The sequence below is a fragment of the Methanoregula sp. genome (assembly GCA_041645435.1).
In the GTDB taxonomy this organism is placed as follows: domain Archaea; phylum Halobacteriota; class Methanomicrobia; order Methanomicrobiales; family Methanospirillaceae; genus Methanoregula.
Window position 1 is genome coordinate 574,878 of record JBAZQB010000001.1, and the last position, 12,415, is coordinate 587,292.

Consider the following 12,415-nt stretch of genomic DNA (forward strand, 5'->3'; position numbering starts at 1 on the left):
TCTTTTCCACCCGTATTTTGACAAACCGGTCGAAATTTAAACAGATTTTTCAAGTGAACTGAAACGGGCGGTTTTGCGAGGATTTTTGAAATGGAATTTTGTAAAAGAAGCCCGGTTTGGGCTTAATTTTACTCAGGGTCAATACCCCCCATTCCGGCACAACCTCCCGCCTCCTCTCAATACCCGTTCTTCCCCATCACAACCCCGCGTATCCCGCCACGGGGTTCCTTGACATCCCCGACATACCGTGGGATCATGTGACAATGGCAGTGCATCACAGTCTGCCCGGCTGCCACACCCGTATTGAATCCGATGTTGTACCCGGCTGGAGTGAAATTCTCCTCGATCACTTCTTTACAGTCATCGATCAGGGCAAACATTGCCAGCTTCTCCTCAATCGTCATCGTAAAAAGAGTCGGTGTATGGCGGTAGGGAATCAGGAGCAGGTGCCCCTTGCTGGCCGGGAACCGATCCCAGCGGGCATAGCAGAGCTCGTTCTTTGTTACAATATCATCGGCAAATGGTTTGCAGAACGGGCATTTGGCAGGTTCCATGAAGACATATTTTTGATATTGATAGGGTATGAATATTTTTTATTTACCGTGCCGGTCCCGACCCCCAATCTCAAACCATAAATGCCGTGAACTATAACATCAAGCGCCGATGAGCGTAAATTCCTCATCCTCTCAATTTCCAAAATTTTTCCCGCGAGACTGTACTTTCATCCAGACCTTGCCGCGCTTTTTCCGGTTAGCCAAATATCTCAAAATGAATCATAATCGTGTCCCGCTTCACAAAAACTTTTTCCCCCGTTCCGCCCAACAATTCGATTGAGCATTCATGGATATCCAGCAACTCTATACCACCTTCACCAACAAAAAAGTCGTGACAAGCATGCTCGTCCTTGGCATGGCCCTTGGAATCGTCCTCTCGGCCTTGCTGCGTTACCTCGCGGGGCAGTGGTACATGCCAACAGCCTTTGTCGGCATCTGTCTTGCCACGGCCATCGTGTACATGTACTGGCTCGACAGGCAGGACTGGCGGGATGAGTAATACTATAGGTTGAGTTCCGGGCCGGCTACAACCCGATTAATTTATCTTGGATATCCCACAATCTCCTGTTCATGAAGATCGCACCTACAATTCTCATGGTAATTCTTGCCCTGCTTGCCTGCGGGTGCACGTCAACGGTAACACCCTCGTCTGCAACACTGGCTGCGGCTACTCCGGCAGCCGCTTTCCCAGCCACGCCGAACCTGATCGGCACCTGGACCGGCACGATGTATGGCTATGAAGAGAACATAGGATTTACTGACTATGGTAAAATGCCCATAACCCTGGTTGTGACGGAACAGCAGGGGCGGCTCTTTTCGGGTCATCTGAAGTTTGGGGTTAACCGCACCGAAACACTCGCGATGGCCGGTGTTATTGGACGCGATGGTAAGACGTTTGCCATGGTCGAGAACGTTAACGGGTATACGACCGGTGAAATTATCGGAACCGACACTATCGAATTGACCCATGTGGACGACGCCGACCCCTACAGTGTTGCTCTGGATACGCTGAAGAGAGTGTAGGGCGATTTTCTTTCGAGCAATGGTTCTGGGAGAGCAAATCTCCTTTTATTTTGTTCTCCCTGCAGATGATGAGGTGCAGACCCCCTCTCCTATGCGGGTTATGGAGTAAACGTTCCGGCTTACACATGCAATTGTTTTGCAAAACTTATCAGCCCATACTGCCAAAATAAGAGGATGCACCCGACTCTCAAAGACACGATAGCTCTCGGTGTCATACTCTGGGTTATCGGGTATGCAATTTTAATGGGGTTGTATTACTCGCCTTTTGCAAGCAGCATGAGCTGGATAATCATCGTTGTTTCAACGCCTCTCGCCATTCTCTACACCTGGTGGTGGTTCAAAGAGCGGGATCATCATCCCCTTTCGTATTATGTGATTGTGGGGTTGGTGTGGGTGTTGATCGCATTAGTGCTCGATTACCTGTTCATTGTCTTCCTTTTCGGGATTACGAATTATTATTCCCCTGATGTGCTCCTGTATTATGCACTTATATTCCTTGTTCCCGTAGGCGTAAGCTGGTACCTGGACTGGGCTGATATGGTAAGTTACCCTGTCGAATCGTGATACCGGGAGTCGTATTCCTGAACTGAAATGATCGGCAAGTCTTTTTAAAACCGATTGAGTCCCGGTCGTTGGAGCATCCCGCAACATAACCGGAGTATATCACCTTTTATCCGGCCGCTACCGGGTCTTAACACATTCCTGATGCACTATACATGCACCCCCAAAAAATGGTATTGGCGACAGGCAAAGAGGGAAACATTCCTTATAATGGCGAACCATTTTTCCCTAAAAAAATAAGCAACTTTGAGCGTCCCAAACCACTGCAACCGGAACATACCATAAAGGTTCTCCATCAGTATTATGATTCAACGAGAATCATAGAATAGACGATGGTTGATAAGAAGTACGAATCTTTGAAGATTGAGAATATCGTAGCATCCGGAGTCATTGCCGAATCCATTGATCTTGTCGAGTTGTCAAGCAAGGTCAAGAACTGCGAGCTCAATAAGAAACGGTTTCCCGGAGCGGTCTATCGTATCGAGGATCCCAAGATTGCATCCCTGATCTTTTCGTCGGGCAAGATCGTGCTCACCGGCATCCGGAATAATAAGGCGCTTGTTGACGGGCTTGCAATTATTATCAAATCGTTGAATGAGGCAGGTATTGCGACCCTTAAAGAGCCAAAAGTTGCGATCACCAATATGGTCTGTTCCTACGATCTCGGTAAATATATCAATCTCAACAAGGTTGTCGTCACGCTCAATGTTGAAAATATCGAGTACGAACCCGAACAGTTCCCCGGCTTGGTCTACCGGATTAAGGATCCCAAGATTGTCGTTCTTATCTTCTCTTCAGGAAAGATCATTCTCACGGGTGGCAGGAATCTTGAAGATATCCGGAAGGGCCTTGGCGTTCTCGAGCAGAAGCTCGAAAGCATTATGTAAATCATTTTTTTACACCGTAATATACTCCCGGGATAGCAGCAATTTCATGGGGACACGACATTTTAAAAAAACCGTTTGTGATCTTATCGCAGATGGGGTAACCCAGCCGGCTGATGATTTTCTTTCATACCTTCCCCGTAATTATCGACCGGGATTGGCAAAATCAGTACCTTCTTTGGTATATTGATTTTATGCAGGTTCCGATACCCCGGCTTTTGAATCTCTCATGCCGTGAATTTCCACTGCCGCACCTTTTCGAGCAAATCCTCAGGCAGCTGCCTTATAACCTGAACGGGTCCTTTGAATACGGCGCCGGAGTTGCCGTCCAGAGAGAGGATATCGCCTTCATGGAAGGAAACATCCTTGATGGTACACCGGTGCTGTGCTGGTTCAATGTTCAGGTCTGTGCAGTTTACCACGCATACTTTGCCCCGGTGCCGGGCAACGACAGCCGCATGAGAGGTGCGGGCCCCGCGGGCAGTGAGAATTCCGGCAGAAACAACGATACCGGCAATGTCATCCGGTGTAGCAGTCTCTCTCACCAGGATAACTGGCCCCGTCTGACTGTCAAGAACTGCCCGTTCAACAGAAAACGCGATAGATCCCTGCGCTACTCCTCCGGAGGCGGAGATGCCATATGCAATCGGGGGAGAATCAGAAAGAACCGTCTGAAGTTCAAGAGACTCGACCGGGATTTTTTTGACCCGCTCAAGCAATTCCTGTCGGCCGATAATTCCCCCTTCGCACAGTTCAACAACAATCCGTAGTTCGGCCAGCGGAGATCGTTTCCCCGTCCGGCACTGGAGAATGAACAACCTCCCTTCCTGAACCGTGAATTCCATGTCCTGCATGTCCCGATAATGCTCTTCAAGTCGTGCACCAATCTGGAGAATTTCGCGGTAGACATCCGGCAGCAGTTCGACCAGTTCAGCCTGGGTGATTGCCGAGCGTGCACCGGAGACAACATCTTCACCCTGGGAAGCAAACCGGAAATCGATAAGAAGTTCTTTTATACCGGTCCAGGGGTTCCGGGTAAACGCAACCCCGGACCCGGAAGTTGCGCTGAAGTTGCCAAAGACCATCGCCTGGACAGTAATTGCGGTTCCTATGGATTCATCAATGCTGTGAAGGCGGCGGTATTCCACCGCTCTTATGTTCATCCAGGTATTAAGGACGGCACCAAAGGCACATTCCAGTTGCCTTCGTGCATCCGTAAGGCAGGAACGTTCCTCATCGGTCACATACAGGGATGCGTATTCACTGCAGAGCGTCCGAAGGCTCAAAAAGTCAAGTTCGCGTTCATCTGCCAGATCTTCCTCTTGAAGCGCGTTTTGCAGCAGCCGGTAATATTCCTGTTTATCATGATTAAATACACAGACACCAAAATTTTCCAAAAAACGCCGGTAGGTATCGTACGCGAAACGGGGACTGCCGGATTTGGCAATCATCCCGTGAACTGATACCGGGGTAAGACCGACGTTGAGGATGGTATCCATGATCCCAGGCATGGAGACCGGCGATCCGGAACGGACTGAGACCAGCAGTGGCCGTCGCTCACCCCCAAAGACCGTGCCTGTAGCCCGTTCAAGGAAGGTGATGCCCTGACTGATGAACTGGGGTGTTTCCGGAGGTAGTGTCCGCTGACCTTCATAATATTCCCGGCACAATGCTACGGACAGGGAAAAACCGGAGGGGACCGGTATCCCCAGCGTAGCCATCGTGGCCAGACCGGCAGCCTTGTTGCCGAACTCTTCTGCCGGAAGTATATTCTGCTGCCCGAATCCGAATGTGGCAAGCCTGACAGGTTCCTTCTCCATGGTATACTACCTGTTCATCTCCTCGAGAATGTGGTCATGCATGATATATACCGCTTTCATAAGAGAATTGGTTGACTCCTCGATAAGTCGTGCAAGTTCACGGTATACTTCCAGTTCCCGGAAATCCTGGCTTTCTTTGAAGATGATCTTACCGGTCTTCCGGAGTGCCTCATCACATTCATGCTCAAGGCCGATCACCCGGTTGACTGCCATGAGAAAGTCCTGCATCTCGTCCTGGTTGTATCCTTTGTGAAGCGACTGGGCGGAAATGAGGACTTTTAAGTACTCCTGGCTCCCCCGGATGGAAATATCAGCCATGTTTGCCAGCTGTATGTCGGCATTTTTTGACCGGGAGATAGACGGAAGGAGCGTTATAAAAAAAGACGCTTCTTCTAAGAAGTCCAGCGCATCATCGGCTGTATGAATTAGGGAGAAGAAGAACTCCGCCTCTTCTATCCTGCGGGATAATATCCGCAGCTGCATCACCAGCTGGTCAGCTTTACTCTCCCACAGTTTGGCATGTTTTGCATTACGTTCGAGAAAGTCCCCGTTACCCGCCTGCCTGATATGAAACAGGGAATCGCGTATTACCGTCCCGACTTCGATAAGAAGGGAGGCATGCTCAACACAGATATCCATCATTCCCTCATGGGCGGAACGGAAGTTCCGGAGCAGTTCTGTCTTGATCTCGTCCTGGAGAAGGAGACTGGGCTGGTTCTGCAGGAGACCTGAAGAGGCAGTCTTCAGTACCCATTTGAGATATTCGACAGTCCGGTCCCGGCCGAGTAGCTGGTGAAGCGGTTCTCCGTACCGGAGCGGTACTTTGGCGGCCAGTTCGAGAGCGGAATAGACCATCTTGTCACCTCCCAGCTGGAGAAAACCGATATGGCCGACATCGTTATCCGCCGCCCACTTGAGGATCGCGATACAGTCCTTGTTCAAGAGAAAGTTCCGGAGTTGTTTTCGCGCCCGGTTCCAGTCAACAAGGAATACGATCCGTGAGCCAAGGAATGACAGGAACTTCTCGAGGTCTGCGTTTGTGGTGGCAGTAAAGGTTCCCACTGATAAGTGGTACACCTTTTTCTCAAACTGATCGCTTCCCCGACGGGTGAGCGTATCCTGCCACCGGACCTGCCAGTCATTGAACAGGCTCTGGAAAAAATCGAGCCGCTGCATGTGGATATCGGTATAGACAATTGAAACGGTCATTCCCTGGACCGTAATTACCAGCACATGGGCATCAGTAATGCCGATATCATTCTGGATCAGGAGTTTCTCACCGGCCCGGGTTGCCGTGGTACCAAGGCCCGGATGATCGAATTTCAGGGGGGCCGTGCGATTCACTCCGGCCATGAATGCCCGGACAAAGACCTCGTCATCCTTCTCAAGCATGTAGGTCAGGGCGCCATCAATGGTCTCCCGCGCAAGGGATGCCTGGAGCACGTTGAGCTCCCGGTGCAGGTCCATAACAAGGAGATGGAGACTGTCACCCGCCGACCGGTCACCAGAGGTTAAAAGACGGATTTCCTGCCGGTCGATACAGCCACTCTTTCTGGATTGCACGCTACTGAAGAGAGCTTTTTTCCGTTCTGCAAAGGTACTGTCGACAGGTTTCTGCCCGGTAAGGAACGGTGCAATCATCTCGTCCGTGCAGGTCTCCATTGATGAGATAATTTCTGCGAGAAAAGGAATTGCATATTCCCCCCTGCCTGTTGCCTGTGAAGCCGCTATGACCGAATCGAGATCACGGTTCTCGATCCCCGCTGTTTCACGTTCTGTCCTGAGCGTCGGGTAGTCGCGGTCAGGGTGAGCTGCCCGTTCTGCGGCTGTCTGAAGTAATGTAAAATAATACTTTATCCGGTCATTGGCCAGCAGGGAAGTATTTACCAAGGCCGGCAGGAGCAATCCGTCTTCTCCAAGTTCCCGGATGATGACTTGTTTTTCTGTCATGGTGTATCTCTGATGGGATCGACTATTGTTCCAACGATATGATATTATAAAAAAGTATTTTTACATCAATCGTTCCGCCAATATCGTGACAGGAAAACATATGCGTCCTGTCTGGTGTGCATAATAATAGGTCATCCTGCAGGAATCCTGACTGGACAATGGGAATTGATACCTTGCAGAAAAAACCCGGAGAAAATCCAGACCCTTGAATAAAAAAACTGAACTCTGGAGAGAACCTTGTTTTTCAAAACTAAATAAAACACATCTTGATGAAAGCGACGGTGAATATTTTCTGAACAAACCCGGTGCTTAGCAAAGTCCGTCTGATCGTACTAGAAATTCTGACTTGATTCTTGTTTCCATGATTGTATGAAAAGGAGTGACTGCTAGAGTTCTGCCTGGCGTTAAGTGAATTTTCGAATGATTTTACGAGGGTACGTAAAAAAGAGGACTTATTTTGTACTACTGACGGTCTTTGACCCGCGGAGGATCCCAATCGTTCCGGTCCGGACAAACTCTTTGACGCCGTACTGGCGCAGGAGTTTTTCGAGTGCATCGATCTTTTCCGTATCGCCGATTACCTGGAGGATGATTGACTTCGGGCTCACATCAACAATCGATGCCCGGAAGATCGTAGCGATCTGCATGATCTCTGCCCGGGAGGATCCCTGTTCCGCGGTAACCTTGATAAGGGCGAGTTCCCGTTCCACCCGCTCGTTTTCGGTCAGGTCCGAAACCTTGATGATATCGATCAGCTTGTTGAGCTGTTTCATCACCTGCTCAACCTTGGCATCGTCACCGATCACCACAATGGTGATCCGGCTCATGCCCGGTTCTTCACAGGGTCCGACAGCCAGGCTCTCGATGTTGAACCCCCGGCGCGAGAAGAGCCCGGTGACCCTTGAGAGGACACCGGCCTTGTTCTCGACAAGGATCGACAGGGTGTGCGGCTTCATCGCGGGTGCCCTCCGATCATCTCGTTGATGGCAGCACCGGCCGGGACCATGGGGAACACATTCTCTTCCCGCTCGATCCGGAAGTCCATGACAAACGGGCCATCGCAGTCGAGCGAAGCATGGAAAGCCGGAAGTACATCTTCAGGCGTCTCGACCCTCATACCTTCGATGCCGTATGCCTGGCCAATCTTCACGAAATCAACGGGTGGAAGTTCGGTAAACGAGTAGCGGTGGTCGAAGAAAAGCTCCTGCCATTGCCGGACCATGCCGAGATACATGTTGTTTAAGATCGCGATCTTCACCGGGATCTTGTTCGCTGCAACCGTTCCCATCTCCTGGATGTTCATCTGGATACTGCCATCACCGGCAATCACAAAGGTCGGGACATCCGGCCTTGCAAAATGTGCGCCAATGCCCGCAGGGAACCCAAAGCCCATGGTACCCAGTCCGCCGGAGGTAATCCAGGTTCGCGGGTTGTGGAAGCAGAAGTGCTGCGCAGTCCACATCTGGTTCTGGCCGACTTCTGAGACGATCACCGCTTTGTCCTTCACCAGATCGCTCAGGGTCCGGATGACAAACTGCGGGTGCAGGCCCCCGGTTGACGGGCACTTAAGCGGGTGGTGCTGTTTCCAGTGCTTGATCTTCTTTAACCAGATGTCATGGGCATCCTGCTTCTTCATAAGCGCAAGAATATCCTTTAAGACCGCTTTCACATCCCCAACTATCGGCACGTCCACCCGTTTGTTCTTGCCGATCTCGGCCGGATCGATATCGATATGGATGATCTTTGCGTGGGGAGCAAACGTATCGATCTTCCCGGTCACGCGGTCATCAAACCGGGCCCCGATGGCGATGATGAGATCACATTCCGTGACCGCAAAATTTGCATATTCTGTGCCATGCATACCGAGCATGCCGAGATTGAGCGGGTGGTGACAGGGAATGCAGCCGATGCCCATCAGGGTAGTCGTGACCGGAACCGATGCCAGTGTTGCAAACTCTATGAGCTCGGGCGAGGCATTGGATGAGATGATGCCACCGCCGGCATAGATGAGCGGGCGCTCTGCATGACCGAGCAGTTCGAGTGCTTTTTCGATCTGGCGCTTGTGGCCCTTATAGGTGGGATTGTAGCCGCGAAGTGTGACCTTCTCAGGTAACTTCACATCTTCGGCCATGCCGGTACTCACATCCTTGGGGATGTCGATTAAGACCGGGCCCGGCCTTCCGGTTCCGGCGATATAGAACGCTTCCTGGACAACCCGGCTGACATCGCCGGCACTCTTTACCAGGTAATTGTGCTTGGTGATAGGCAGGGTGATACCGGTGATATCCGATTCCTGGAACGCGTCGTTGCCGAGAAGATTTGTCGGAACCTGGCCGGTGATAGCTACTACCGGGGTGGAGTCCATGTAGGACGTGGCAATACCGGTGACAAGGTTACATGCACCGGGGCCTGATGTGGCGAGGCATACCCCTACACGACCGCTAGCCCGTGCATACCCGTCTGCGGCATGCGCTGCTGCCTGTTCGTGCCGTACGAGGAGGTGCCGTAATGGTGAATCATAGAGTTCATCATAGATCGGCAAGACCACTCCGCCAGGATATCCAAAGATAATTTCAGTACCTTCGCGCAGGAGTGATTCAACGAGTATTTTTGCCCCGGTTTTCATGTTTTTCCCTCTAGTAGTCTGTTCATGCCGGCGATCATCGCCTCGACGCTCGCCATGATAATATCCGTGCGTGCGCCGCGAGAAGTAATTATCTTCCCGTCTTTACTTAATCTTACTGTCACTTCGACCAGCGCATCGGTTCCGCCACTGATGGCATCGACGTGATATTCTTCGAGCCGGATATCGGCCAGTTCTGATACCGATCTTCTCAGCACCTGCATGGCGGCATCCACCGGTCCGTCTCCGGTAGCTGCGCCGGTGATCTCTTCGCCGTTTACCAGCAGGGTTACCGATGCGGTAGGTAACATGTTGCTTCCCGAAATTGCGGTGAACTGCTTCATCCGGATCACGGGTTTGCACTCGATCGCAAGTACTGCATCGGCAACCGCCATGAGATCGGTATCGGACACCCGCTTGCCCTCATCGCCGAGCTGTTTGATCCGTTTTAAGATCTCCTTGAGTTGCGGTGCATCCGGCGTGTATTTCATCTCGTTGAGGGCTGCCTCAACGGACGCAGAACCGGAATGCTTGCCGAGCACAATCCGCCGCTTGCGGCCGATCTGCTCGGGCTTGATCGATTCATAGGTTGATGGTTCCTTTATGACCCCATGAGCATGGATGCCGCTCTCGTGGGTAAAGGCCATCTCGCCGACAATCGCTTTGTTTACCGGTAATGGTACACCGGTCAGCCGCGAAACGAGCGTTGAGAGATGGTAGATCTTCTCTTTTTTGATCCGGGTCGGGCACTCGTACAGCACTTCCAGCGCCATGACGAGTTCTTCAAGCGGGGTATTGCCCGCCCGCTCACCCAGCCCGTTCACCGTCACATGCGCACACCCGGCCCCGGCTTTTAGTGCGGCAACCGTATTTGCGAGCGCAAAACCAAGGTCGTCATGGCAATGGATGGACAGGGGCGCTATCCGGCTGAGCGGTGGGATGATCCCGGCAATTTTTTCCGGGGTCAGGAGCCCGACCGTATCACAGAAACAGAGGCGGTCTGCTCCCCGCTTGATGCCTTCAGAGAAGATATGGTGGAGAAACTCTTGGTCCGCACGTGAGGCATCCTCACCGGAAAGTTCCACAATAAGTCCCCGTCCTTTTGCGTACTCGACAGCCTCCCATGCCATCAGTGCCACCTGATCGCGGGTCTTTCGCATCTTCTTTTCAATATGAAGATCGCTGACCGGGATAACGAGGTGGACTGAATCCGCGCCAAAATCGGCAGCCGCATCGATGTCGAGGTGCAGGGCACGCACGAACGTGCAGATCTCTGCAGAAAGGCCGGCCTCCGAGATCATCTTCATTGCATCCCGTTCGCCAACAGATGCGGCAGCTGAGCCGACTTCAACGACATCCACGCCAATATCAGAAAGCGCAGTTGCAATCTCAAGTTTCTTTTGCGGGGTTAAAGAAACGCCGGGCGTCTGCTCCCCGTCACGTAATGTTGTATCAAAAAAACGCAGCCTTTGGCCCAATAAAACACTCACTCATGGCAAATCACCATAGATACACGTGGGAAAGTGAAATATATATATTCTCTGCTATTTTCCCGATCGGAGCCAATAAATGCCTTCAGCGGCTACTATCGATATATATGGGCAGAACCTGCTGCCCGTGACGGGGGAATGAAAATGTTTACCGGGCATAGGCCGGACAACCAGTCTGCAGTTGTTGAACAGATCCGTTCGGATATCACCCATCTCAAATCCGCACGGAACCGGGGAGAACTGGGTACAATTATCTCCTCAATAGTTCTCCGGTATTCCCCCAAAGATATCGAGCAGATGCGGTGCAATTTCAAAGAGAAGATCCGCAATGTATCCCCGGAATACCGGGACCACCTCCAGGCAAAGATCACCGAACACCTGCTGGGCACGTGGCAGACCCTGCGCCTCATGCAGCAACAAGGCGCTTTCTCTCCCATGAAAGAACCGGTATCCGCAGAAATGAAAACGTACTGGGATATGGTTACTACACAGTGCAGTAGAGAAGAAGAAGGGGATGATAACCGGCTCCGGTTCTTAAAATTCCTGATAGCCGGCTTTAACATGTTTGTGCAACACGAACCGGGGCATCCGGTCGGTACGCTGTTTCCCGGGGGTGACACGGTCCAGTATATCGACGGTGTGTATTATTGCCCGGTGCGGGAAAAGGCAAACGATGTGGATGCAGCACTCTGCCCATTCTGTCCCGCCCTCCAGAGTCCGGTGATCGGGTACCTCAAACCCCCGGTGAATGCAAGCGAGCACCGCAAACAGGAGTTCATAAGAAACTGCCATGATTTCCATCATTTCAACGGGTGAGTCCAACCTGGAACTAACGGACCTAAAAAAATTCCTAATTCCCTTTGTCACACGATCGGAGAATCACAGACCCGGGTACGTTTTTCTACCATGTCGATGGGGGTATACACGTTATATTCTCCAGCCAATACCTTTTTAATAATTAAAATTTTGACGGTTCGAAAGTATCCTCCCGAATCCGATTTTTCTTAATAAGGTATTTTTGATCGCACATCATAAGAGAAAATTATACCGGAGACGATATGAGTCTGGCACGACTTTTTAAATGGATCGGTTTGATGGCATTGGTTATAGGAATAATCGGTTTTCTGCTCCCGGGACAGTTCATCTATTTCCCGTTACTGGAAGAACTGCTCACCAAGTATGGCAATGCCCTTTCCCCGGGGATAAGTTCAAACCCGTCCGTAAAAATGCTCATTGTAAAAGCCCCGGTCATCGGTATCGCGGTAATCGGATTTGCCATGTTATTCTGGGGAATAATGAAAGATATAACAGAGCCCCCGGAGACAATGGCAACAAAACCTCAGGATAGCAGGAAGTCGATACAAGATCTGATAGATGCTCAGGATGCAGAGAAAATGAAAAGCAAGCATCCCCAGAAATCGGTAAAAGAGCTGGTAGATCGCAAAAAACTCTGAGTGAGGTACAATAGCCAGATAAGAAAGATAATCCGGAAAAACCCGGTTTTACTATC

The 12,415-nt window shown here is 51.1% G+C and carries 12 protein-coding genes; 6 read left to right on the top strand and 6 right to left on the bottom strand.

Going from position 1 to position 12,415, the window contains the following annotated elements; translation table 11 throughout:
• Positions 1–176 precede the first annotated feature (176 nt).
• Positions 177–554 carry an HIT family protein gene (locus tag WC593_02710; protein MFA4824048.1) on the bottom strand — a complete coding sequence of 126 codons (378 nt, stop codon included), beginning with the start codon at positions 552–554 and terminating at the stop codon, positions 177–179.
• A gap of 286 nt (positions 555–840) precedes the next feature.
• Between WC593_02710 and WC593_02715 the strand changes: the two genes are divergently transcribed.
• The 4 genes from WC593_02715 (at position 841) to WC593_02730 (ending at position 3,025) form a co-directional block, all read left to right on the top strand.
• The gene (locus WC593_02715) at positions 841–1,053 is read left to right on the top strand and encodes a hypothetical protein (GenBank protein MFA4824049.1); all 213 of its coding nucleotides are present in this window, start codon (positions 841–843) and stop codon (positions 1,051–1,053) included.
• 71 nt (positions 1,054–1,124) lie between these two features.
• Entirely contained in the window at positions 1,125–1,577 is a 453-nt protein-coding gene (locus WC593_02720) for a hypothetical protein (protein ID MFA4824050.1), read from the top strand.
• Between the two features lie 174 nt (positions 1,578–1,751).
• Positions 1,752–2,141 (top strand): hypothetical protein, encoded by a 390-nt coding sequence (locus WC593_02725; GenBank protein ID MFA4824051.1) that lies wholly within the window; start codon positions 1,752–1,754, stop codon positions 2,139–2,141.
• Between the two features lie 329 nt (positions 2,142–2,470).
• Positions 2,471–3,025, top strand: a complete 555-nt coding sequence (locus WC593_02730) for a TATA-box-binding protein (protein ID MFA4824052.1) — start codon at positions 2,471–2,473, stop codon at positions 3,023–3,025.
• A 224-nt stretch (positions 3,026–3,249) separates the two neighbouring features.
• On the opposite strand, the gene WC593_02735 is transcribed toward WC593_02730, so the two are convergent.
• The 5 genes from WC593_02735 to WC593_02755 form a co-directional block, all read right to left on the bottom strand.
• The gene (locus WC593_02735) at positions 3,250–4,842 is read right to left on the bottom strand and encodes a PEP/pyruvate-binding domain-containing protein (GenBank protein MFA4824053.1); all 1,593 of its coding nucleotides are present in this window, start codon (positions 4,840–4,842) and stop codon (positions 3,250–3,252) included.
• Positions 4,843–4,848: 6 nt separating this feature from the next.
• Positions 4,849–6,792 carry a hypothetical protein gene (locus WC593_02740; GenBank protein ID MFA4824054.1) on the bottom strand — a complete coding sequence of 648 codons (1,944 nt, stop codon included), beginning with the start codon at positions 6,790–6,792 and terminating at the stop codon, positions 4,849–4,851.
• Positions 6,793–7,244: 452 nt separating this feature from the next.
• The gene (gene ilvN, locus WC593_02745; GenBank protein ID MFA4824055.1) at positions 7,245–7,748 is read right to left on the bottom strand and encodes an acetolactate synthase small subunit; all 504 of its coding nucleotides are present in this window, start codon (positions 7,746–7,748) and stop codon (positions 7,245–7,247) included.
• Positions 7,745–9,418: a biosynthetic-type acetolactate synthase large subunit gene (gene ilvB / locus WC593_02750; GenBank protein ID MFA4824056.1), complete on the bottom strand. Its 1,674-nt coding sequence runs from the start codon at positions 9,416–9,418 to the stop codon at positions 7,745–7,747. The genes ilvN and ilvB overlap by 4 nt, the downstream gene beginning before the upstream one ends.
• A complete protein-coding gene (locus WC593_02755; protein MFA4824057.1) occupies positions 9,415–10,893 on the bottom strand; it encodes a 2-isopropylmalate synthase in 1,479 nt (492 codons plus the stop codon). Before WC593_02755 ends, ilvB begins: the two co-directional genes overlap by 4 nt.
• A 156-nt stretch (positions 10,894–11,049) precedes the next feature.
• Between WC593_02755 and WC593_02760 the strand changes: the two genes are divergently transcribed.
• Both WC593_02760 and WC593_02765 read left to right on the top strand, forming a co-directional pair.
• Positions 11,050–11,721, top strand: coding sequence for a DUF2115 domain-containing protein (locus WC593_02760; GenBank protein ID MFA4824058.1), 672 nt, complete (start codon positions 11,050–11,052; stop codon positions 11,719–11,721).
• A 242-nt stretch (positions 11,722–11,963) separates the two neighbouring features.
• On the top strand, positions 11,964–12,359 hold the full coding sequence (locus WC593_02765; protein MFA4824059.1) for a hypothetical protein: 396 nt from the start codon (positions 11,964–11,966) through the stop codon (positions 12,357–12,359).
• Positions 12,360–12,415: the final 56 nt, after the last annotated feature.

Bases quoted from the DNA above. Each gene is read 5' to 3' on its own strand.
- WC593_02710 (MFA4824048.1), bottom strand. From the start codon at position 554: ATGGAACCTGCCAAATGCCCGTTCTGCAAACCATTTGCCGATGATATT.
- WC593_02715 (MFA4824049.1), top strand. From the start codon at position 841: ATGGATATCCAGCAACTCTATACCACCTTCACCAACAAAAAAGTCGTG.
- WC593_02720 (MFA4824050.1), top strand. From the start codon at position 1,125: ATGAAGATCGCACCTACAATTCTCATGGTAATTCTTGCCCTGCTTGCC.
- WC593_02725 (MFA4824051.1), top strand. From the start codon at position 1,752: ATGCACCCGACTCTCAAAGACACGATAGCTCTCGGTGTCATACTCTGG.
- WC593_02730 (MFA4824052.1), top strand. From the start codon at position 2,471: ATGGTTGATAAGAAGTACGAATCTTTGAAGATTGAGAATATCGTAGCA.
- WC593_02735 (MFA4824053.1), bottom strand. From the start codon at position 4,842: ATGGAGAAGGAACCTGTCAGGCTTGCCACATTCGGATTCGGGCAGCAG.
- WC593_02740 (MFA4824054.1), bottom strand. From the start codon at position 6,792: ATGACAGAAAAACAAGTCATCATCCGGGAACTTGGAGAAGACGGATTG.
- ilvN (MFA4824055.1), bottom strand. From the start codon at position 7,748: ATGAAGCCGCACACCCTGTCGATCCTTGTCGAGAACAAGGCCGGTGTC.
- ilvB (MFA4824056.1), bottom strand. From the start codon at position 9,418: ATGAAAACCGGGGCAAAAATACTCGTTGAATCACTCCTGCGCGAAGGT.
- WC593_02760 (MFA4824058.1), top strand. From the start codon at position 11,050: ATGTTTACCGGGCATAGGCCGGACAACCAGTCTGCAGTTGTTGAACAG.
- WC593_02765 (MFA4824059.1), top strand. From the start codon at position 11,964: ATGAGTCTGGCACGACTTTTTAAATGGATCGGTTTGATGGCATTGGTT.